This is a genomic window from Planosporangium flavigriseum, from assembly GCF_011947225.1.
GTDB lineage: Bacteria > Actinomycetota > Actinomycetes > Mycobacteriales > Micromonosporaceae > Planosporangium > Planosporangium flavigriseum.
The window spans coordinates 23,193-43,838 of record NZ_JAATVW010000025.1 but is presented as its reverse complement, the minus strand read 5'-3'; the positions used below and the strand labels follow the sequence as shown (position 1 = coordinate 43,838).

Here is a 20,646-nt window from a genome sequence, read left to right as displayed (position 1 = left end):
GTACGTTGTTCTGAGTTAAACGTACGGCGTAAGTAATAACGAGTACGCGAGTCATGTAGCAGTCGGCCGAACGAAGGAGGCGGAAATGCCCAGAAAGGCACGCCTCACCGAGCGCGGGATAGCCGAAGCGGCGCTGGCCGTGCTGGATGCCGAAGGCCTCGACGCGCTGACGATGCGCCGGCTGGCCACCGAGCTGTCGACCTCGGCGATGGCGCTCTACAACTACTTCCCGGACAAGGAAGCGGTCCTGGAGGCGGTCACCCAGCTCATGCTCGCCGAGATCGAAGCGCCGCCACCGGGGGTGAGCTGGCAGGAGACCGCGCGCCGGATCATGCGCTCGGCACGGACAGTCGCGCTGCGGCACCCGTACGCCGCGACGCTGATCGCCCGGTTCCCGCCCCGCACCCCGGACGCCCTGGCCTTCGTGGAGGCCGGTTTCCGGTCGTTTCGCGCGGCGGGGTTCGACCCGCGGAACACCGCCCGGGCCTACCGGACGCTCGTCGCATACTCGCTCGGAACACAGGAGATCGAGCTGCGCGACTACTTCGCCATCCACCCGGCGGCGCGCCCGCCCGCGGACACGCTCGACCAGCCCTCAGCGGGCCGGCTGCTGCCGACCGTCGAGGAGGTCGGCCCGGAACTCGCCAACTCCGATCCCGAGCAGGAGTTCGAGTACGGGCTGAACGTGGTTCTGACCGGTCTCGAGGCGCTGCTCCCCCGCCCCTGAACGCGCCGACGGGCCCGCCCCCACCTGGGGACGGGCCCGTCGATTGTCACTCCTGGTAGGAGCCGTTACCTCTGGTCGGCCGGGGCCGACGCGCCCTTCTGGTCGGCGACGAACGCCGTGACCCAGGCCAGCGGAGCGTTCCAGTTGATGGTCAGCTCGTTGCTTGCGAACGCCATGATGTCGTCCAGGTAGCAGTACTGACCGACGCAGCCGGCGAGCTGCTTCTTGGCCAGGTCGTCCTCGTTGCCGGAGTTCGGACCACCGGCGAGGGTGCCCACCGGCGGCGGCGGCAGCTTCTTGTCCAGCTGCTTGGCGTACCAGCGGGAGTGCTGGTTGACCGAGTACGACGTGCCGAACCCGGTCACGTAGGACCGGTTCAGCACGTTGCGGCCGAGGATGTAGTCCATGCCCTGCAGCACGGCGTCGCGGTACTTGACATCACCGGTGATGTCGAACCCGGTCGCCAGCACCACCATGTTGTTGAGGATCTGGGCGTTGGAGCCCCAGTTGTAGCGGTCCGACACCGCGTACGGCATGCCCCACGGGTTCTTCTGCACCATGGCGAGGTACTTGTCGGCGCCCTCGACGACCGACTTGCGGACCCGGTCCCGGTCCGCGAGCTTGCTCGGCACGGTGGCCAGGTCGAGGCGGCCGAGCTGGGCGACGTTGCCCCAGTCGAAGCCGGTGTCACTCCAGATCGCGTCCTTGTGCAGCGGCGAGTTCTGCAGGTAGTCCGCGTACTCCTTGTCGCCGGTCGTCAGGTACAGCTCGGCGGCCGCCCAGTAGAACTCGTCCTGGGTGCTCCAGTCGCCGTAGCCGCCACCGCCCGAGCCGCTGTCGCCCGACGCGGCCATGTTCGGGTTGGCCTTGGCCGCGGCCCAGGCCTTCTTCGCGGCGGCGAGGTTCTTCTCGGCGAACTTCTTGTCGTACGGGGTGAACACGCGGGCCGCCTGGGCGCCGGTGGCGGCGAGGTTGAGCGTCGCGGCCGTCGACGGCGGGTACAGCACCCGCTTCTTGGTGTCCTGGTGCGGCAGCGTCGGCAGCGCGGTCCAGCTCTCGTCGTGCATCTTGTGGTGGGCCATGCCGGCGTTCTGCTTGCCGTCCGGCACCTGCATGCTGAGCAGGAACTCCTGCTCCCAGCGCGCCTCGTCGAGGATGTCCGGGACCTTGTTCTTGCTCTCGGGGATGGCCAGCGTGCCGTCGCCCATCTTGGCGGCCTGGGCTGTCTTGGCGGTCTTCGAGCGCTCGAACTGGTTCATCAGCTGGAAGGCCGAGATCCCGCCGTTGACCACGTACTTGCCCTGGTCGCCGGCGTCGTACCAGCCGCCCTTGACGTTGAGCTTGTAGTCGCAGCCGTTGTTGACGCAGCCCACGGCGAGGTCGCCGGTCTCGCCCTGCGACACGTGGCCGGCCGGCCGGCCGTACCCGGGCCGCAGCTTGTCGTCGATCGCGATGCCGCTGCGCTGGGTGTAGTAGAACCTCAGCGCGTCCTGACGCAGGTTGTCGTACAGCTTGTCACCGATGGCGAACGGGTGGCTCGTCTCACCGTCGACGACCAGCTTGTACCCCTTGCCGGGGGTCGCGTACTTGCTGAAGTCGATGGTGTGCACCGAGTGCGCCGAGGCGGCGTCCGGGCCCTGGGGCGTCGTCGTGCCGCTGGCGACGACCTTGCCCTTGGCGTCCTTGAGCTGCCACGGCAGGCCCTTTTCGGCGCCGGTGGTGAAGGTCGCGTTCTTCGGGCCGTTCGTCAGGTACCCGACCTGGTTGACGCGCACCCGGGGGCCGGTGCCCGACTTGTACATCTCCGGCACGGCGCCGGGCTGCACGTTGGCGCTGAGGCCGGACGAGTTGGCCGGCTCCGCCGCGAACGCGGTCGCACCGGGTGCAATGGCGAGGAGTCCAGTTGCGGTGAGCGCGGTGGCGGCAGTCACCGCCGTGCGCATACGCGCCGACCATCGGCGCCGATCGAAGATCACGTGCTCTCCCAGGGGTCGGTGAGGGGGCGGCCCATGGTAGCGCTCCCAGTTACGAATCGACCACGGAGAGCGATATTTCCTGACGATCGGTAGGGTTTTGGGCGGCTTTACCCACCCAAACTCTTACCGAACGTGATCAACAATCAGTCCAGGATCCGGCGCACCTCGACTCCACCACTGGCCCCGGGCAGCGACGGCCACTCCTGGGCGACGGCGAGCGCGGCGTCGAGGTCGTCAACCTCGATCACGACGAAGCCGCCGACGACCTCCTTCGCCTCGCTGTACGGTCCGTCGATGATCTTCTGACCTCCCGCGCGGCGGCGCACCGTACGGGCCTGCGCCGACGGCTCCAGCGCTCCCCCACCGACCATCCGTTCGCCGTGCCGGCGCTGGAACTCGTCGATCTCACGCATCAACGCGGCTCGCTCGGCGTCGCCGGCCCGCTCCCAGGCCTCCTCGGCACCGGTCAAGAGCAGCAGGAATTTCATCCATACCTCCAGGTGATCTACGTCCTGCATACTCGTCGATCGGCGGCCACGATTTTCGACAAACAAACGTCAACGAGATTCGACGCGGACGCGTGCTGGGACGACGCTATTCGATGGCAGCGGTCGCCACCCGCAGGCGGTCGTGCAGAGCCGCCGCCTCCTGCTCATCCAGGTCGGTCACGGTACGGGCGGCCAGCCACGCCGCACCGACGGCAGCGGTGGTGGTGACCAGCACCGGCGCATTCCAGCGGCGCGCCAACGTCCGGCGTACCGCGTTCTGGATCGGCCCGGTCGAGGTGAGCACGCTGCCGCCCAGCACGATCGGTGTCCGGGCCGCGTCGTCGCGTACCTCCGCGAGGGTGCCGGTCAGCCACCGCACGGCGTCGCGCACGATCGCGCGGGCGGTCGGATCGCCAGCCGCCGCAGCCTCGCTGACCAGCGGCGCGAGAGCGGCGAGTTCGGCGGGTCGCCGCCGGTACACCTCAGCCACGAGCGCCCGGGCAGGTTCGGTCGGCGGCTCGTCCCCGAGCAACCGTCGCGTCACCAGCCGGCCGAGCAGGCCCAGCGATTGTCCGGCGGACAGCGCCCGGGCCACCTCCCGCGCCGCCGCTCGCCCCAGCCAGAACCCCGAGCCCTCGTCGCCGAGCAGCCAGCCCAGCCCGCCGGCGATGCGCGTGAGCATCCGGTCGTCGACGCGGCCGGCGACCGCGCCCGTACCGGCAACGAGCACCGTGCCGGACGGCGCCGGGGTAGCGGCGACGTACACGACCGAAAGGTCGGCGACGACGCTCATCGGGCACCGCAGTCCCGCGCCCCGCCAGGCGTGCTCAAACGAGTCAGCGACCCGGGGTTCGGCCATCCGGGTGAAGCCGGCGACGCCCAGCACGCCGGCCCGTACCGCGCCCGGATCCGCGGTGGACAGTGCTATTCGGATCGCCGTGGCGACACTGGCCGCGGCCACCTCAGGCGGCCGGGACGCCGGGTTTCCCCCACCGGCCCGGCCGTGGCCGGCAAGCCGGCCGTCCAGCGTCACGACGACGGCTCGCGAGGCCGTACCACCGACGTCCAGGCCGAGCACGAGCGCGTCGTCAGCCGTCATCGGACCTCCGCGGGTCGCGCGCCCGAACGTGGTCACGCGCCTAGACTTGCGAGTATGGTCCGGCCCGACGAGGCCGTCGAGGCGCTGCTGCAAGAGTTCGCCGACCTGCTCGCGATCACCGACGGCGACCCGTACAAGATCCGGGCGTACGAGAACGCCGCGCGCACGATCGCCGGCTACCCCGCCGACGTGTCCCACCTCGACGTCGAGAGCCTCCGGGAGATCCCCAACATCGGCCGGTCGATCGCCGAAAAAATCACCGAGTACTTCACCACCGGCCGGATCGAGGCCCTTGAGCGGCTGCGGGAGGAGATCCCGGCCGGCGTACGGGAGCTCGTCAAGATCCCCACGCTCGGGCCGAGGCGGGCCATGGTTCTCTACACCGACCTGGGCATCGCCTCCGTGGCGCAGCTGGAGGACGCGATCCAGTCCGGCCTGCTGGAGGAGCAGCACGGCTTCGGCCCCAAGACCGCGGCGAACCTGCTGCACGGCATCGAACTGCTCACGCAGAGCAAGGGGCGGATACCGCTCCGCGACGCTCTTGCCACCGCCGAGGAGATCATCGTCCATCTCTCCGCCGTACCCGCCTGCATGACCTGCACGTACGCCGGATCGCTGCGCCGGATGTGCGAGACGGTCGGCGACGTGGACGTGCTGGCCGCGTCGACCGAGCCCGAGCCGGTGATGGACGCGTTCACCCGCCTCCCGATCGTCGCCGAGGTCATCGCGCGCGGTCCGACCAAGACCTCCGTACGGACCGCCACCAGCCTGCAGGTCGACCTGCGCGTCGTGCCGCCGGCGTCGTGGGGCGCCGCGCTGCAGTACTTCACCGGCTCGAAGGAGCACAACATCCGGGTACGCGAGATCGCGGTGCGCAAGGGGCTGAAGCTCTCGGAGTACGGGCTGTTCCGGGTCGACGACGACAGTCTCGTGGTGTCGGAGACCGAGGAGGAGGTCTACGCGAAGCTGGAGTTGGCGTGGATCCCGCCCACCCTGCGCGAGGACCGCGGCGAGATCGAGGCGGCGCGTACCGGTCGGCTACCGCGCCTGGTCACGGTCGCCGACATCCAGGGTGATCTGCACACCCACACCGACCTGACCGACGGGGCCGCGACGCTGTCGGAGATGCTCGCCGCGGCGCAGGGGCGCGGCTACCACTACTACGCCGTCACCGACCACGCCAAAAACTTGACCATGCAGCGCATGACCGACGAGAAGATGCTCGACCAGCGCAGCCGGCTGCGGATGCTCGCCGACACCACCGACATGGAACTGCTGCACGGCACAGAACTCAACATCGAACCGGACGGCGAGGTCGACTGGGACGCCGACTTCCTCGCCGGGTTCGACCTCCGGGTCGCCTCGATCCACTCGCGCTTCGGCCAGCCCCGGAAGGCGATGACCCGCCGGCTGGTACGCGCCTGCGAAAACCCGCACGTGAACATCATCGGCCACCCGACCACCCGGCGGATCAACCAGCGCCCGCCGGTCAACGCGGACTTCGACGCCGTGTTCGAAGCCGCGGCGGCTACGGGTACCGCGCTGGAGGTCAACAGCTCCCCCGACCGGCTGGACCTGCCTGACGACCTGATCCTGCGCGCCCGCCACCACGGCGTGAAGTTCGCCGTCAACACCGACGCGCACGCGGTCGCCCAGCTGGACTTCCTCCGGTACGGGGTGGGCACCGCGCAGCGGGGCTGGCTGACCCCCGACGACGTGATCAACACGTGGCCGCTGGAAAAGCTGCGGGAGTTCGTCGCGGCGAAGCAGGAGCGGCTCACTCCGGCCGGGGTGCCCCACCGGCGGGCGCCCCGCCGTACCTGAATGCGGTGCCCTCGCTGGATCGCCCCACATCCCAACACGCACAGTACGCAAACATGCACAACGCGAATTGTTTCTTGCAATTTCGTCAACAATCCCCGGCTCCGGCCGACGAACTGGTCACGAGCCAAGTGGGCCATCAGGTGGCACCACCCCACGTGAAGGAGACCGCACGAAATGGAGTCTGATTTACGCACTGTCGCGGTGCCGGGCCGGGCCCGACTCAGGCCGCTGGGCTGGCTGGCCGACCGGTCGGTACGCGCGAAGATCCTGCTCTCCGTCGCTGTCGCCGTAGGTACGGGCCTGCTCGTCGGGTACACCGCGGTGCACCAGCTGAACGCGGTCGACGGGGACGCCCACCTTCTCCACGCGGACGGCGTGACCAGCACCGAGCAGGTCGGCGAGATCCGCCGGCTGGCGACGCAGGCGCGGCTGGACTCGCTGTCGCTGCGCACCTCGAAGGGCGCCGACGCGGTGAAGACCAATACCGAGGCCCTGCAGAAGACCGACGCCGCGCTGGACGCCGCCGTCGCAACCTACGGTCAACGCCCGCTCTCATCCGAGCAGCGCGCTCTCCTGACCGCCTTCGCGGCCAGCTGGAAGGACTACCGGAATGTCCGCGACGAAATCACCGCCCTGTACGCGGCCGGTGACACGGCCACGTACGAGAAGCGGCGCAAGGCGGAGCTGAGCCCGCTCAGCGACAAGGCGCAGGACTACCTGGCCAAGCTCACCGACTCGACCGAAAAGCTGGCGCAGCAGCGGCTCGACGACGCCCGGCGCAGCCGTGACACGGGTGTGCAGGTCGTCGTCGCCGTCCTCGCCGTGGGTGCGCTGGCGGCGCTGGCGCTCGGGCTGTGGACCGCCCGTACCGTCCGGCGCGGGGTGGACCGGGTCGCGCAGGTGGCCGATGGGCTCGCCGACGGCGACCTGAGCGTACGGGTGGAAGCGCACTGTAGGGACGACCTCGGGCGCGCTATCGCGCAGCTCGACCAGGGCACCGCGCGCATGGCCGACATGCTGCGCACCCTGACCCGCAACGCCTCGGCCGTCGCCTCGGCCGGCACCGGGCTCAAGCGGACCTCGGCGGAGATCGCCGACAATGCGGTCACCACCCGCGACCAGAGCCGGCTGTTACGCGAGTCGACCGAGGCGGTCGCCGGCAACGTGCAGACCCTCGCCGCCGGCGCGGAACAGATGACCGCGTCCATCGAGGAGATCGCCCGCAACGCTCAGGAAGCGGCGAGCATCGCCAATGACGCCGTCTCCACGGCGCAGGCGGCCAACTCCACCATCACCAGCCTCGGCAACTCCAGCGCCGAGATCGGCGACGTGCTCAAGGTGATCACCGGGATCGCGGAGCAGACCAACCTGCTGGCGCTCAACGCCACCATCGAAGCGGCCCGGGCTGGCGACGCGGGCAAGGGCTTCGCCGTGGTCGCGTCGGAGGTCAAGGACCTCGCTCAGGAGACTGCGAAGGCCACTGAGGACATCACCCGGCGCATCAACGCCATTCAGCACGACACCGCGCAGACGGTCGACGCCATCAGCCGCGTCGCGGACATCATCAGCCGGATCAACGAGTCCCAGGCGACCATCGCCACCGCTGTCGAGGAACAGAACGCGACGATGAATGAGATCAGCCGCAGCGCCGCTCAGGCCGCCAACGGCTCGTCCGACATCGCCGGGGCGGTCGCCATCGTCGCTGACGCGGCCAGCGCCACGACCACGGCGGCGGCCCAGGCCGACGAGGCCACGGACCAGTTGGGCGGGCTTGCCGCCGCCCTGGAGGAAGCAGCCGGCCGGTTCCGAACCTGAACCGGCGTTTGCCAGCGTACGGGCGCACCGGGACCCGGTGTGCCCGTACGCGCTCTACCGGAGGTCGAACTCACCGGCCTTGACGCCCTCGACGAACGCTGCCCAGTCCGCCGGGGTGAAGGTGAGCATCGGGCCGGTGGGGTTCTTGCTGTCGCGTACGTCGATCGCGTCGCCGCGGTCGCGCACCTCGGTGCATTGGCCGTTGGATCCTGAGCGGCTGGACTTGAGCCAGACGTTACGTTCCACTTGCTCGCTCCCTGTTGACTTCCTCCACCGCTTTGAAGGGCGGGGATTCCCGCGGTCGCCCGTGGGGGTTCCTGCTTCGCCGGGCCGTGCCGTCCCCGCCGTGGCGGTTGTGGTCTCACCGGCCCTCCACAGGCGTTTTACCTCTCGACCAGCCCGGCCGCGAGGATGTTCTTCGCCGCATTCACGTCCCTGTCATGCCTCGCGCCGCAGGGGCACGTCCACTCCCGAATGGCCAGCGGCATCGTCTCGGCCAGCCGCCCGCACGTCGAGCATCGCTTCGACGACGGGTACCAACGGTCGACCACAACCAGCCGCCGGCCGTACCAGGCGGCCTTGTAGGTCAGCATCGACCGCAGCTGCGCCCAGGCTGCATCGGAGATGGCACGGGCCAGGCGGTGGTTGGCGAGCAGGTTGCGCACGGCGAGGTCTTCGATCACGACCGTTTGGTTGTCACGGACGAGTCGCGTGCTCAGCTTGTGCAGCAGGTCGCGGCGCCGGTCGGCGACGCGGGCATGGATGCGCGCCACCGTGAGTTTCGCCTTGGCCCGGTTGGCCGAGCCCTTCTGCTTGCGGGCAAGGCACCGCTGCGCCTTGGCCAGCTTGCGCCGGTCGGTGCGTTCGTGCCGGGGGTTGGTGACCTTCTCGCCGGTCGACAGGGTCACCAGGCTGGTGATGCCGACGTCCACGCCGACGGCGGCCTCGGCCGGGGGTAGGGTTTCGATCGTAGTCTCGACCAGGATGGCCACGTGCCAGCGGCCTGCCGCATCCCGCGACACCGTGACGGTGGAGGGTTCGGCGCCTTCGGGCAGCGGGCGCGACCACACAATGTCCAGGGGCTGGTCCATCTTGGCGAGCGTGAGTTTGCCCTCGCGCCAGCCAAACGCCGAGCGGGTGTACTCGGCCGATACCCGCGACCGCTTGCGCGACTTGAACCGCGGATACTTGGCGCGTTTGGCGAAGAACGCCGCAAACGCGGCGTTGAGGTGTCGCAGGGCCTGTTGCAGCGGCACCGACGACACGTCGCCCAGGAACGCCAGGTCCGGGTCGCGTTTCCACTCCGTCAGCATCGCGGAGGTTTGCCCGTAGGTGATGGTGCGGCGATGCGTGCTCCAGGCGCTCGCACGGGCGTCCAGGGCCTTGTTGTAGACCAGCCGCACACAGCCAAACGTGCGGTTGAGCTGCTCGACCTGGGCGTGCGTCGGATAGAAACGGTACCGGAAGGCCCGCCGCACCACACGTGTCATGCCCCGCATGCTGCCATGGGGGTACGTCAATTCCGCATCAGCACGCCCGGCGGTTACTGCCGCGCCTGTGGCGAGGAGGAACCCTGCCCAGTCAGACTTTCCGCCAGCCAGACGTTCGCCCGCTTCGGGCAGTTGCCGAGGCGTACGCCCGGCGAGGCCAGCCGGATGTTGCTGGGACGGGCGCGATGACTCGAATGCGGCGGCGGGAGGTGCCGGAGTTCAGCGAGCAGGGCCCCAGCAGTACGTGACCACAACGGTGCCGGCCGGGAGAAGTCCCGAGGCCCGCGCGACGACCTCGGCGGTGGGCAGGTGCACCGCGCCAGGTAGGTGGCCCGGCCGCCACGCCTCGTGGCTGCGGGAGTCGACGACGACCAGACCAGCCACGCCGGCTTCGAGGTCGGCGTGAACGTCGAAGACATCGGCTTCGAACGACAGGCGGGCGGCAAAGTGGGCGGCAAAGTGGGCCGGGTCGGCCGGCGGAACGAAAAGTACAGCGGACATGGCAACCCTCATCGCGGGGTACGGCAGTCGGGACAGCGGCGTTAGCGACGCTATTCGCTAGACGCTGTTCGCTAAGAGCCCGCCAAATCTCACCGTCAGAACACCGACGGCCCTCTCAGCCGAGGCGGACGAGCATCTTGCCGACGTTCCGCCCCCGGAGCATGCCCAGGAACGCGTCCGGCGCGTTCTCGATGCCCTCCACGACCGTCTCGTCGACCCGCAGTCGACCCTCCCGTAGCCAGCGACCGGCTTCGGCCAGGAAGTCCGGCGTGCGGTCGGCGTGGTCGCCGACGATGAACCCGCGCAGGGTCAGCCGGTTGGTGATGGCCAGCCAGAGGTTGCGTGGCCCGGGCGGCGCCTCCTCGAGGTTGTACCCGGAGATCGCCCCGCACAGCGCGGCCCTGCCGAACCTGTTCAGTGACGAGATCGCCGCCTCCAGGTGATCGCCGCCAACGTTGTCGAAGTAGACGTCGATGCCGTCCGGGGCGGCTTCCCTGAGCTGCTCGGCCACCGGGCCCTTCTTGTAGTTGAATGCCGCGTCGAAGCCGAGTTCGCGGGTGAGGTACTCGACCTTCTCGTCGGACCCGGCGCTCCCGATGACCCGAGGCGACCCGCGCAGCTTGGCAATCTGCCCCGCGATGCTGCCCACCGCGCCGGCCGCGCCGGAGACGAAGACGGTGTCGCGCGGCCGCATCGCCGCGATGTCGAGCAGCCCCACGTACGCGGTCATCCCCACCATGCCCAGCGCCCCGAGGTACGCCGAGGGCGGCGCGGCTTCCGGGTCGACCTTGCGGACCTTGTCCGCGTCGGCCACCGCGTACTCCCGCCAGCCGAGACCGTGCAGGACGGTGTCGCCGACCGCGAGGTCCGGACTGGCGGACGCGACCACCTCACCGACGGCCCCGCCGTCCAGGGCCTCCCCCAGCCGGAACGGCGGGACGTAGGACTCCACGTCGTTCATGCGCCCCCGCATGTACGGGTCGACAGACATCACGAGGTTGCGGACGACCACTTGACCCGGGCGGGGTTCGGGGACCGCGACCTCGACGAGGCGGAAGTTGTCGGCGGTGGGCCAGCCCGTCGGGCGGGCTGCGAGGTGTACTTCGCGACTGGTCTGGTTCGTCATGGTTCCCACGTTATGACGGTCCGGCCTCAGCCGATGAAGCCCTGCTGCTTCATCCAGTTGGCGGCGACCGTGGAGGCCAGTTCGCCCTTGACGTCGACCTCCTCGTTGAGCCGGCGCAGGGTGGCGTCGTCGAGCCTGGCGGTGACCGGTTCCATCAGCTTGACCAGGCTGGGGTACTTGGCGGCGGTCGCGCCGTTCAGCGTGAGCGCGGGGTTGTAGATGGGGAAGAACCTCTTGTCGTCGACGAGCGGCACCAGTTTGAGGTTGTTGATCCGGCCGTCGGTGGTGAACACCTCGCCGAAGTTGCAGGCCGTGCCCTTCTTCGTCTCGGTGTAGACGACGCCGGTGTCGACGGTCTTGATGTTGTCCGGCGGCACGGTCAGGCCGTACGCCTTGGCCATGCCGGGCCAACCGTCGTTGCGGCTGGCGAACTCGCTCTCCAGGCAGAAGGTGGCGTCGGCCTGGTGGGTCCTGGCGAACGTGGCCAGGTCGGAGAGGGTCTTGAGGTTCCACTCCTTGGCCTTGTCCGCACGTACGGCAAGGGCGTAGGTGTTGTTGGCCGGCGCCGGGCTCGCCCAGACCACCCTGTTCTTCGCCCAGTCCTCCTTGACCACCGCTTCGTACTGTCCCCGGGAGTCGGGGACTGGGTCGGTGTGGTTGAGGTAGGTGATCCAGGCCGTTCCGGTGTACTCCCACCCCGCGTCGATCTCGCCGGCCACCAGCGCCTTGCGCGAGTTCACCGAGCCCTTGATGTTGGTGCGGTTGTCCACCTTCGCGCCGGCCGCCTTCAGCGCGATCATCGTCAGGTGTCCGAGGAGGATGTTCTCGGTGAAGTCCTTCGAGCCGACCGCGATCGTCTTCCCCGCCAGCGCCGGGTCCTTCTTGATCGAGCCGCGGCCGACGGCCACCGCGGCGGCGTCGTTCTCGGTGGTCACCTGCGTCAACTTGCAGCCTGACAGCAGTGTCAGGGCGACAGCCGCCCCGGCGGCGATGAGTCCGGATTTTCTGGCACGCATGAACGAACTCCTTCGACGGTCAGGCAACGCCGCGCGGGCGCAGCAGGTCCGAGATCAGGCCGCCGAGCCAGTCCAGTGCCAGCGCCAGCGCGGCGGTGAGGACGGCTCCGGTGACCAGTACGGAGGCGCGCTGCAGCTTGATCCCGGTGACGATCAGTTCGCCGAGCCCGCCGACGTTGATGAAAGCGGCTAGGGTGGCGACCCCCACGGCGAGGACCAGCGCGGTGCGGATGCCGGCCATGATGACCGGCAGGGCCAGCGGTAGCTCGACGCGGACCAGGACGGCGAGCGGTGACATGCCGATGCCCTTGCCCGCCTGGACCAGGCTCCGGTCCACCTGGTTGATCCCGACGATGGTGTTCTGCAGCACCGGCAGCACCGCGTACGCGATGAGCCCGATCAGCGCCGTGGTGAAGCCGATGCCCAGCCAGATGCTGAGCAGTACCAGGAGCCCGATCGCCGGGGTGGCCTGCCCGATGTTCGCCAGGGCCGTGGCTCCCGGTGCGAGCCAGCGCAGCGCCGGGCGGGTCAGCAGGATGCCCGCGCCGACCGCGAGGACCACCACGACAACCGTGGTCACGGCTGTGAGCTCAAGGTGCTGGCGGAGCAGTCGGAGCAGCGTGGTGGCGTTCAGTGAGCGCTGCTCGATGTCGTCCAGCCGGCTGCTCCGCACCCACAGATAGGTGCCGAGCAGCGCTGCCGCGATGACCAGCGGCATGGCCGAGTGGCGGCGCAGGAGGCCGGGCCAGCGCGACGGCGTGGCGGTGCCGGCGGCGAGCGTACTTGCCGTCACCGCGACTCCAGGGTCCGGACCGAAGCGGAGTCCCGGCTGCCGTCCGACTGCCGAGGTAGGCGCGGCGGCGCCTCGGCCATGCCGCGGTCGCGGTCGCGCTCCACCTCCCGCATGTCGCGGATCGCGCGCATCAGGCTCTCGATGTCGAGCACGCCGCGGTAGCGGCCGTCGTCATCGACGACGACGCTCGCCCCGCAACCGGCCCCCAGCATCGCGTCGAGCGCGTCCTGCAGGGTCGCCCGCGGCTCCACGACGGCGACGGGGATGCCCACCCCGTCGAGGCTGGTCTGGCCGGGCTCCAGGTCGCGCGGACCGACCCACCGCAACGGACGGCGCTCGCTGTCGACGGTGAGCACGGCCCAGGCCCCAGACTCGTCGAGCCGGCGCAGCACGGCGGTCGGCGACTCGTCACGGTGCATCAGCTCGGCCTCGTTCCACTCGACCGCGTCGACCCGCCGCAGGTTGAGCTGCTTGAGGGCGGCGCCGGCGCCGATGAACTGGCCGACCGTCTTGTCGGCGGGTTCGGCGAGCAGCCGCTCGGGGGTGTCGAACTGGCGGATCCGCGACCGCTCGCCGAGCACCGCGATCCGCGTACCCATCTTGATCGCCTCGTCGAAGTCGTGGGTGACGAACACGATCGTCTTCTGCAGCTTCTCCTGCAGCCGGAGGAACTCGTTCTGCAGCCGGTCGCGGGTCAGCGGGTCGGTGGCGCCGAACGGCTCGTCCATCAACATCACCGGCGGGTCCGCGGCCAGCGCGCGGGCCACGCCGACCCGCTGCTGCTGCCCGCCGGAGAGCTGGCGCGGCAGTCGGTTGCGGTACTGCCCAGGCTCCAGGCCGACCAGGTGCAGCAGTTCGTCGACCCGCTCGTCGATCCGCCGGCGGCTCCACCCGAGCATCTTCGGCACCATTCCGACATTGGTGGCCACGCTCATGTGCGGGAAGAGACCGCCCTGCTGGATGACGTACCCGATGCGGCGGCGCAGTTCAGTGCCGTCGAGGGAGGTGACGTCGGCACCGTCGACGCAGATCCGACCGCTGCTCGGCTCGATCAGCCGGTTGATCATTTTCATGGTGGTCGTCTTGCCGCAACCGGACGGTCCCACCAGGACCACGATCTCGCCGCGCCGGATCGTCATCGACACGTTCTCCACCGCGGGCGCCTTCTGCCCCCGGTACCTCTTGCTGACGTTCTCGAGGCTGATCATCACGTCGTCGGTCATCGGTGAGCTCCTGTAGCGGTGAGCGAAACGGCGGCTGGTGTGCGGGCCGGCCGGAGCGGACCACGCCGACCAGACGCGGCTGACCTGGCGCGGCGGCCGGGCCTGGTCAGGGCACCGAGCAGGGCGAGGCAGCCGTCGATGGCGAGCGCCAGCACGACCACGCCGACGGTGCCGACCAGTGCCTTGTTGAGCGAGTTGACCCCGCCGAGATTGGCCAGGCCGGAGAAGATCTGGTTGCCCAGCCCCGGACCGCCGACGTACGCGGCGATCGCCGCGATACCCACCGTCATCTGGGTGGAGACCCGGATCCCGGTCAGGATCACCGGCCAGGCGAGCGGCAACTCCACCGTCACCAGGGACCGGAGCCGGCTCATGCCGATGCCGCGGGCAGCTTCAGGCAGCGCCGGATCGATCCCGGTCAGGCCGACGACGGTGTTGCGGATGATCGGCAGCAGGGCGTACAGGCTCAGCGCGACCAGCGCGGGCAGGTAGCCGAGGCCCAGCGGAGCGATCATCAGGCCGAGCAGCGCGAACGACGGGATCGTCAGGATCGCGGCGGCGATCGCGGTCGCGATCGCCCGGGCCCGTCGACGGCGGTACGTGGCGACGCCGATTCCGACTCCCACGACGGTCGCGAGCGCGACGGACATCAGCACGATGATGGCGTGCTCCAGCGTCTGGGCCAGGACCAGGTCGCGCCGGCTCTCCAGAAATTGCAGGAACGTCATCGACCACCCCTGTCGGCGTCGGGCTGAAGCGGGCGCCGGCGCCAGGGGCAAGCGCATTCCACTCAAGCAAGATCAGTGGTCGTTGCGTACCCGACGGGTAGAAGCGGTAATCGTCGCGCAGATCACATAACAGAGCTCGGACACCTGGACCGGCTGTTACCGGTCCAGGTGTCCGAGATCGGGAGTCAGAACGTGACCGGAAGCTCCAGCAGGCCGTCCGACGGAACCTTCCAGTTCTTCGGGTACAGGGTCACGTACGGGGCGATGGCCTCGGCTATCTGCTGAAACGCGGGCAGTCCGCGGGGCCGCTCCAAAGCTTCGGGTCCACGTTGCGCTCGATCACGTGGATGTACAGGTCGTCCAGTGAAAGCAGGCTTCGCCCGATCACGCCGGAATTGTGGATGCGGTAGCGAGCCGATCACATACGCCGCGGCCCGGCCCAGCGCGCGACCGCCTCCCGGACGGGGCGTCGCCGGTGCTGCCCGTGCCCGCCCGCACCGGCGCTGCCGACCTTCTCCGGCCGCCGGAGCGTCCATCCGCCGGGCGCCAGGCGCCAGCCGGACCGGTGGACCAGCCGCACCTTCGGCAGGATCGGCCGAAGCTCGCCCGCCGCCTGCGACGCGGCGTCGATGACGAGCCGCGCCGCCTGCCGCTGACGCTCCACGCCGAGCCGGGACCGCCAGGGCGCGCGGGGTGGCCGGACGGCGGCCTCCACCTCCACGCGTACCCGGTCGATCGCCGCGAGCAGCGCGCCGTGCTGCTGCCACGCCCCCTGATCGGTATGCGGATCAACCAGCAGCAGCCCGCTGAGCCGGTGGCGTAGCCGGTGCATCTCGGAGAGACGGGCCTCGACCCGCTCCCGCGCCGCCTCGGCGGGTCCGGCACCACACGCGATGACGATGACGCTGCCCAACGCCTCGGCAGCGCGCTCGAGGATGTCCGCGAGGACTTCGCGCACCTCCGGCTCGTACGCCTCCACCCCGTCCTCGCCGGCAACGGTGCAGGTGTGGTCGTACAGCGCCCGGGTCAGGTGGCGCAGCGAGACGTAGCAGTGCTCCAGGCCGGTCAGCGCCGTGCGCAGCCGGGGCTGCGCCTCCCGGGCGACCGCGCCGCGCGGGTTGAGCCGGGCGCTCTGCTCGGCCCGCGCCACCGACTGGTCGGCGCGCTGCACGTCCCTGGCCAGCGCGCGCGACTCGTCCAGCCAGCGCTCGGCCGCCTCCCGGGACCAGCCGGAGCGCAGTTGCTCCGCGAGCCCCCGCAAGAACACGGCCATCCGGTTCGCGAGCTCGCCGATCGCCTCGCTGGCCGGCCTGATGTACAGCGGCGGGGCGATCACGACGTTGACCAGGACTCCCCCGGCCGCGCCGATAAGCGTCTCGTACACCCGCCCGATGGCTGCCTCCTGGGCGCCGCTGACCGCGAGGATCAGCATCGCGGTGATCGGCACCTCGAGGAGGTGTGGCCCCAGCCGTACCAGCTCACCGACCACCAGCGACACGGCGATGAGGGCGCCGAGGCTCCACCAGGTCAGCCCGACGAACGTCGCCACCCCGAGCGCGACCAGTACCCCGGAGACCACGCTCAGGATGCGCTCCAGGCCGTGCTCAACGGTCTCGTACAGGGTCAACTGGACCACGAGCAGCGCGGTGAGGGGCGCGAGTACCGGCTGCGGGCTGGTCTTGAGGCGCTCGGCCACCACGTACGAGAGGACGGCGGCCAGCGTCGTCTTCGCCGTGCGTAGTCCGAACTCGCTGCTGCTGCGGTACAGCCTCGACCAGGCGGTGCGACCCAGCAAAAGCCGCAGCCGGCGCATCCAACCCATCCCGCTCCTGGCTGATCATTGGTACCGGCTCCCATAACCGACGGTAGTCACCATCGGCGGCACCCGCATGCCGCGTTGTGCTCAGGTCACGCCGCCCGGCCGTCGTTTAGACATTGATGACCGATGGGTATCAACCTCGCGCCTGCCGGCGGAGCCCACAACCGCCGGCGGCACCACATCCGGATCTTGTGACCTGGAGGCAGGGATGCGCACCGGAGGTATAGGCGGAGTCATCATCCTCATCTGGCTGATCATCGGCGCCCTGGCGGCCGGCCAGCGCGGATACTTCAGCAGTTCAAACGACAACTGCGCGAAAGCGGGCACGACGGCGGTCACGGTGATCGCCGGGCCGCTGAACTACATGGGCGTCAACCCGAAGATCAACTGTCAGGTGCCACAGCCTTCCCAGTGAGTGCGATCTTGGCACGGGGCCCATAGTGTCTCGTGCAGGCACTCGGCAGCCGCGCGTCGCCGGCGGCAGGCCATCCAGGTCCAGCGCCTCACTCACCTGCTCGACGGTGCTCACGCCGACGATCGGCGTGAGCACCGAGTCCCTTTTGTTGGTCACCACCACAGACACACGATCTTGTGGCGGTACCTTCAGCCATTTCCCGCCACCGTATGCGCTCCGAGGTGCTGTCGTTGCCCGGATCTTGACTAGGCGCCTGCTAGACAAGACGGGGCTACGACGCGGACGAGGAGATCATGAAACAAAAACGACGCGCTGTAGTGGTCGCCGCGCTCGTCGCCGCCCTGGGGCTGACCGGATGCGGCAACGGCGGCACCAGGTTCGTCAACCCGGGCAGCCCGAGCGCCGCGCCGGGCCCGACGTTGAACGTCAACCCCGCCGACAACGCCACCGACGTACCCGTCTCGGTCGAGATAGCGCCACACGGCGGCGACAAGCTGACCGGCGTCGACCTCGCCGACCCCGCCGGCAAGCGGATCACCGGCAAGCTTCGCGACGACACCAGCTCCTGGGTGCCCGACGAACCGCTGGCCTACGCGACCACGTACACGGCCAAGGTCGCCGGCAGCACGGCCGCCGGCAAGAGCGTCACCCGGACCACGAAGTTCACCACGATGCAACGGCCGGCCAACCGCATGGACGCCCACCTCTACATGACCGACAACGCGGTGTACGGGCAGGCCATGCCGATCGTGCTCGAGTTCAAGCAGGGCGGGGTGGCGCCCGCCGACCGCGCAGCCGTCGAGCGTCGCCTGTTCGTCAGCACCGAGCCGGCACAGCCCGGTGTCTGGCACTGGGACAGCAACACCCAGGTCGAGTACCGGCCGAAGGAATTCTGGCAGCCCGGTACCAAGATCCGCGGGCGCCTCGCGCTGGGCGGGCTGCCCGTCGGCGGCGGGCGGTACGGCAAGCAGGACATCACGATCGAAGCGACCATCGACTCGGTGGCCAGGGTCATCGAGGTCGACAACGCGACCAAGCAACTGACCGCCAAGGAGGACGGCCGGGTGGTCAAGACGATGCCGGTCAGCCTCGGCAAGCCGTCCCACCCCTCCTTCTCCGGCACGATGACGATCATGGAGAAGATGGCAAAGACCACCTTCGACTCGTCGACCTACGGCACGCCCGTCAACTCCCCCGAGGGCTACCGCACCGAGGTCCAGTTCGCCGAGCGGCTCAGCTGGGACGGGCAGTTCATCCACGCCGCCCCCTGGTCGGTCGCGCAGCAGGGCAACACCAACGTGTCGCACGGCTGCGTCAACGTCTCGCTCGAGAACGGCCAGTGGATCTACAACTGGACGAAGATCGGCGACCCTGTCATCGTCAAGGGCACCGAGCGGCACCTCGGCCAGGGCAACGGCTGGACGGCGTGGGACCTGCCGTGGGACGAGTTCGTCAAGGGCAGCGCCCTCCCCACCGCCCCCACCGCCGGGGGGTCCCCCAGCGCCAGCCCGACGCCGACCCCGAGCGCTACCTCCTGACCACGGATAGTCCGGCCGTCAGGGAAACTTCGATGGTCATGGTCACAGACGCGTTAACTCCGCTGGCGCTCGGCGCCGCTACCCCGGCAGACTGGCCTCCTTCCTGCGCCAACTGATGGAAGGTGGACCCGACATGGGCGAGGCAGGCAGGCGGTGGGCGCGCCGGCTGGCGACCACCGCGGTCGTGGCGGCCGCCGGCGCCTGGGCGCTGCGCGACGTGCGGGACGCGCTCGGCGCGCCCCCGTCCGGCACCCGCGCCGACCGGATCCGGCGGTCGCCCCAGTTTCGCGACGGGGCCTTCCACAACCCGGTAGCCGCCCAGGTGACGCCGACCGAGACGACCGTGCAGTTGCTGGGAAAGCTCCTGCGCGACCGTCACCGGCGCCGACCGTCGGCCGCGGTGCCGCTGGTCAGTGCGGACGACGCGGCGCCGCTGCCCACCGGCGGGCTGCACGTGACCTGGTACGGGCACTCGTCCGCCCTGGTCGAGATCGAGGGCCGGCGGGTGCTGTTCGACCCGATCTGGAGTGAGCGGTGCTCACCCTCGCCCCGGCTGGGGCCGCGCCGGCTGCATCCGGCGCCGATCCCACTGGACCGGCTCCCCCGCATCGACGCGATCGTCATCTCCCACGACCACTACGACCACCTCGACATGGCAACCGTGCGCGCGCTGTGGCGCACGCAGTCGGCACCGTTCCTGGTACCCCTCGGCGTCGGCGCGCACCTGGAGCGCTGGGGCGTACCGCAGGCCCGGATCATCGAACTGGACTGGGACGAGACGGCCGACGTCGCCGGTCTCCGCCTCACCTCCACCGCCGCCCGCCACTTCTCCGGCCGGGGCCTGACCCGCAACAACACGCTCTGGACGTCCTGGGTCGTCGCCGGCCCGACCCGACGGGTCTTCTACAGTGGAGACTCGGGTTACTTCGACGGGTACGCGGCCGTCGGCGCCGCGCACGGCCCGTTCGACGTGGCGCTCATCCAGATCGGGGCGTACGGCGACGCCTGGCCGGACATCCACATGACCCCCGAGGAGGGCGTCACCGCCCACCTCGACGTGCGCGCAGATCTGCTGATCCCGCTGCACTGGGGCACGTTCAACCTCGCGTTCCATGACTGGAGCGAACCCGCCGACCGGGTGTGGCAGGAAGCAAAGGCCCGCGGCGTCCGGCTCGCCGTACCCCGGCCGGGTGAGCGCGTCGACGTCGACGACCCGCCGCCGGTGGACGGCTGGTGGCAGGCGATCGCCTAACCGCGAGACTTGCCCTATGGCGCTGACCGTGATGACCTACAACATCCGCAACGGCGGCCGCGACAGCCGCGGCAGCCGCCTGGACGCGATCACTGAGGTCGTCACCGCGCACCGGCCGGACGTGCTGGCGCTGCAGGAGCTTGCGCACTTCCCGCGCGACGGCGGGCGCCGCCTGCGCCAGCTGGCCGACGCGGTCGGGATGCGGCCGCACCTCGTCCGGTCCTGGCTCGGCGGCCAGCCCGTCGCCGTCCTCGTCCGGAACGCCGCGGCGGTCATCTCCACCGGACGGATCCGCCGCCCGTTCCACCACGCCGCCGCCGAGGTCACCGTCGCCACCGACCGGGGACCGCTCACGGTGATCAGCACCCACCTGTACCCGTTCTCGGGCGGCCGCCGCCGGTGGGAGGCCCGGTGGCTCGCGCCCCGGGCCGACCGCGAGCGGATGGTGCTCCTCATGGGCGACCTCAACTCACTCGACCCGTGGACCGACCACACCGAGCGGCTGCGCGCCCTGGCGCCGCAGCACCGGTCCCGCCACCTGCGGCGGGGCGGCGACGTGGACACCCGGGCGGTCCAGGTGCTGGCCGACGCCGGTTTCGTGGACCTGTGCCGCCAGGTCGGCGCCGCGGACCATACTGTGCCCACCGGGTACGCCGGGCACGAGTTCTCCCGGATGCGGCTGGATTACATCCTCGGTACCGAGCCGGTCGCGCGCCTGGTGCGGTCCTGCCGGGTCGGGTCGGGCGGCGCGGCCGAGACCGCGTCCGACCACTACCCGGTCGTCGCATCGCTCGACCTCACCGTCGGCTAGGGTCG

The 20,646-nt window shown here is 70.0% G+C and carries 20 protein-coding genes; 7 read left to right on the top strand and 13 right to left on the bottom strand.

Annotation, left to right across the window (positions count from 1 at the left end):
* Window positions 1-85: 85 nt before the first annotated feature.
* Window positions 86-727 carry a TetR/AcrR family transcriptional regulator gene (locus HC028_RS24370; protein ID WP_168079747.1) on the top strand — a complete coding sequence of 214 codons (642 nt, stop codon included), beginning with the start codon at window positions 86-88 and terminating at the stop codon, window positions 725-727.
* 65 nt (window positions 728-792) lie between these two features.
* On the opposite strand, the gene HC028_RS24365 is transcribed toward HC028_RS24370, so the two are convergent.
* From HC028_RS24365 to HC028_RS24355, 3 genes are all read right to left on the bottom strand, one after another.
* Window positions 793-2,670 (bottom strand): glycoside hydrolase family 9 protein, encoded by a 1,878-nt coding sequence (locus HC028_RS24365; RefSeq protein WP_168079746.1) that lies wholly within the window; start codon window positions 2,668-2,670, stop codon window positions 793-795.
* Window positions 2,671-2,846: 176 nt separating this feature from the next.
* Entirely contained in the window at window positions 2,847-3,191 is a 345-nt protein-coding gene (locus HC028_RS24360) for a YciI family protein (protein ID WP_168079745.1), read from the bottom strand.
* Window positions 3,192-3,297: 106 nt separating this feature from the next.
* Window positions 3,298-4,290 carry an N-acetylglucosamine kinase gene (locus HC028_RS24355; protein ID WP_168079744.1) on the bottom strand — a complete coding sequence of 331 codons (993 nt, stop codon included), beginning with the start codon at window positions 4,288-4,290 and terminating at the stop codon, window positions 3,298-3,300.
* A gap of 54 nt (window positions 4,291-4,344) precedes the next feature.
* On the opposite strand from HC028_RS24355, the gene polX reads away from it, so the two are divergent.
* Both polX and HC028_RS24345 read left to right on the top strand, forming a co-directional pair.
* Window positions 4,345-6,114 (top strand): DNA polymerase/3'-5' exonuclease PolX, encoded by a 1,770-nt coding sequence (gene polX, locus HC028_RS24350; protein WP_168079743.1) that lies wholly within the window; start codon window positions 4,345-4,347, stop codon window positions 6,112-6,114.
* Window positions 6,115-6,288: 174 nt separating this feature from the next.
* The gene (locus HC028_RS24345; RefSeq protein WP_168079742.1) at window positions 6,289-7,929 is read left to right on the top strand and encodes a methyl-accepting chemotaxis protein; all 1,641 of its coding nucleotides are present in this window, start codon (window positions 6,289-6,291) and stop codon (window positions 7,927-7,929) included.
* Between the two features lie 54 nt (window positions 7,930-7,983).
* Here HC028_RS24345 and HC028_RS27935 read toward each other — a convergent pair whose 3' ends face one another.
* From HC028_RS27935 to HC028_RS24295, 10 genes are all read right to left on the bottom strand, one after another.
* Complete coding sequence (locus HC028_RS27935) at window positions 7,984-8,175, bottom strand: DUF397 domain-containing protein (protein WP_168079741.1); 192 nt, start codon at window positions 8,173-8,175, stop codon at window positions 7,984-7,986.
* 137 nt (window positions 8,176-8,312) lie between these two features.
* Complete coding sequence (locus tag HC028_RS24335) at window positions 8,313-9,428, bottom strand: RNA-guided endonuclease InsQ/TnpB family protein (protein ID WP_203981504.1); 1,116 nt, start codon at window positions 9,426-9,428, stop codon at window positions 8,313-8,315.
* 210 nt (window positions 9,429-9,638) lie between these two features.
* Window positions 9,639-9,920 carry a rhodanese-like domain-containing protein gene (locus HC028_RS24330; protein ID WP_168079740.1) on the bottom strand — a complete coding sequence of 94 codons (282 nt, stop codon included), beginning with the start codon at window positions 9,918-9,920 and terminating at the stop codon, window positions 9,639-9,641.
* 115 nt (window positions 9,921-10,035) lie between these two features.
* On the bottom strand, window positions 10,036-11,046 hold the full coding sequence (locus HC028_RS24325; RefSeq protein ID WP_168079739.1) for an NADP-dependent oxidoreductase: 1,011 nt from the start codon (window positions 11,044-11,046) through the stop codon (window positions 10,036-10,038).
* Between the two features lie 26 nt (window positions 11,047-11,072).
* Window positions 11,073-12,062 carry a glycine betaine ABC transporter substrate-binding protein gene (locus HC028_RS24320; RefSeq protein ID WP_168079738.1) on the bottom strand — a complete coding sequence of 330 codons (990 nt, stop codon included), beginning with the start codon at window positions 12,060-12,062 and terminating at the stop codon, window positions 11,073-11,075.
* Window positions 12,063-12,081: 19 nt separating this feature from the next.
* Complete coding sequence (locus HC028_RS24315; RefSeq protein WP_239075651.1) at window positions 12,082-12,855, bottom strand: ABC transporter permease; 774 nt, start codon at window positions 12,853-12,855, stop codon at window positions 12,082-12,084.
* The gene (locus tag HC028_RS24310; protein ID WP_168079737.1) at window positions 12,852-14,078 is read right to left on the bottom strand and encodes an ATP-binding cassette domain-containing protein; all 1,227 of its coding nucleotides are present in this window, start codon (window positions 14,076-14,078) and stop codon (window positions 12,852-12,854) included. Before HC028_RS24310 ends, HC028_RS24315 begins: the two co-directional genes overlap by 4 nt.
* The gene (locus HC028_RS24305; RefSeq protein ID WP_168079736.1) at window positions 14,075-14,806 is read right to left on the bottom strand and encodes an ABC transporter permease; all 732 of its coding nucleotides are present in this window, start codon (window positions 14,804-14,806) and stop codon (window positions 14,075-14,077) included. The genes HC028_RS24310 and HC028_RS24305 overlap by 4 nt, the downstream gene beginning before the upstream one ends.
* 185 nt (window positions 14,807-14,991) lie before the next feature.
* A complete protein-coding gene (locus HC028_RS24300) occupies window positions 14,992-15,342 on the bottom strand; it encodes a TcmI family type II polyketide cyclase (protein WP_239075650.1) in 351 nt (116 codons plus the stop codon).
* Entirely contained in the window at window positions 15,225-16,628 is a 1,404-nt protein-coding gene (locus HC028_RS24295; protein ID WP_168079734.1) for an FUSC family protein, read from the bottom strand. The genes HC028_RS24300 and HC028_RS24295 overlap by 118 nt, the downstream gene beginning before the upstream one ends.
* Window positions 16,629-16,833: 205 nt before the next feature.
* Here HC028_RS24295 and HC028_RS24290 point away from each other — a divergent pair, with 205 nt between their 5' ends.
* The 4 genes from HC028_RS24290 (at window position 16,834) to HC028_RS24275 (ending at window position 20,641) form a co-directional block, all read left to right on the top strand.
* On the top strand, window positions 16,834-17,040 hold the full coding sequence (locus HC028_RS24290) for a hypothetical protein (RefSeq protein WP_168079733.1): 207 nt from the start codon (window positions 16,834-16,836) through the stop codon (window positions 17,038-17,040).
* 293 nt (window positions 17,041-17,333) lie between these two features.
* Window positions 17,334-18,578 (top strand): L,D-transpeptidase, encoded by a 1,245-nt coding sequence (locus HC028_RS24285; protein ID WP_168079732.1) that lies wholly within the window; start codon window positions 17,334-17,336, stop codon window positions 18,576-18,578.
* A gap of 115 nt (window positions 18,579-18,693) precedes the next feature.
* Entirely contained in the window at window positions 18,694-19,830 is a 1,137-nt protein-coding gene (locus HC028_RS24280; protein WP_168079731.1) for an MBL fold metallo-hydrolase, read from the top strand.
* Between the two features lie 16 nt (window positions 19,831-19,846).
* Window positions 19,847-20,641 carry an endonuclease/exonuclease/phosphatase family protein gene (locus tag HC028_RS24275; RefSeq protein WP_168079730.1) on the top strand — a complete coding sequence of 265 codons (795 nt, stop codon included), beginning with the start codon at window positions 19,847-19,849 and terminating at the stop codon, window positions 20,639-20,641.
* Window positions 20,642-20,646 lie beyond the last annotated feature (5 nt).

Coding starts and splice junctions, on each gene's coding strand:
- HC028_RS24300 (WP_239075650.1), bottom strand. CDS start 15,342: ATGGACGCTCCGGCGGCCGGAGAAGGTCGGCAGCGCCGGTGCGGGCGG.
- HC028_RS24295 (WP_168079734.1), bottom strand. CDS start 16,628: ATGGGTTGGATGCGCCGGCTGCGGCTTTTGCTGGGTCGCACCGCCTGG.
- HC028_RS24335 (WP_203981504.1), bottom strand. CDS start 9,428: ATGCGGGGCATGACACGTGTGGTGCGGCGGGCCTTCCGGTACCGTTTC.
- polX (WP_168079743.1), top strand. CDS start 4,345: ATGGTCCGGCCCGACGAGGCCGTCGAGGCGCTGCTGCAAGAGTTCGCC.
- HC028_RS24355 (WP_168079744.1), bottom strand. CDS start 4,290: ATGACGGCTGACGACGCGCTCGTGCTCGGCCTGGACGTCGGTGGTACG.
- HC028_RS24275 (WP_168079730.1), top strand. CDS start 19,847: ATGGCGCTGACCGTGATGACCTACAACATCCGCAACGGCGGCCGCGAC.
- HC028_RS24290 (WP_168079733.1), top strand. CDS start 16,834: ATGCGCACCGGAGGTATAGGCGGAGTCATCATCCTCATCTGGCTGATC.
- HC028_RS24320 (WP_168079738.1), bottom strand. CDS start 12,062: ATGCGTGCCAGAAAATCCGGACTCATCGCCGCCGGGGCGGCTGTCGCC.
- HC028_RS24285 (WP_168079732.1), top strand. CDS start 17,334: ATGAAACAAAAACGACGCGCTGTAGTGGTCGCCGCGCTCGTCGCCGCC.
- HC028_RS24325 (WP_168079739.1), bottom strand. CDS start 11,046: ATGACGAACCAGACCAGTCGCGAAGTACACCTCGCAGCCCGCCCGACG.
- HC028_RS24310 (WP_168079737.1), bottom strand. CDS start 14,078: ATGACCGACGACGTGATGATCAGCCTCGAGAACGTCAGCAAGAGGTAC.
- HC028_RS24305 (WP_168079736.1), bottom strand. CDS start 14,806: ATGACGTTCCTGCAATTTCTGGAGAGCCGGCGCGACCTGGTCCTGGCC.
- HC028_RS24280 (WP_168079731.1), top strand. CDS start 18,694: ATGGAAGGTGGACCCGACATGGGCGAGGCAGGCAGGCGGTGGGCGCGC.
- HC028_RS24365 (WP_168079746.1), bottom strand. CDS start 2,670: ATGCGCACGGCGGTGACTGCCGCCACCGCGCTCACCGCAACTGGACTC.
- HC028_RS24330 (WP_168079740.1), bottom strand. CDS start 9,920: ATGTCCGCTGTACTTTTCGTTCCGCCGGCCGACCCGGCCCACTTTGCC.
- HC028_RS24360 (WP_168079745.1), bottom strand. CDS start 3,191: ATGAAATTCCTGCTGCTCTTGACCGGTGCCGAGGAGGCCTGGGAGCGG.
- HC028_RS24370 (WP_168079747.1), top strand. CDS start 86: ATGCCCAGAAAGGCACGCCTCACCGAGCGCGGGATAGCCGAAGCGGCG.
- HC028_RS24345 (WP_168079742.1), top strand. CDS start 6,289: ATGGAGTCTGATTTACGCACTGTCGCGGTGCCGGGCCGGGCCCGACTC.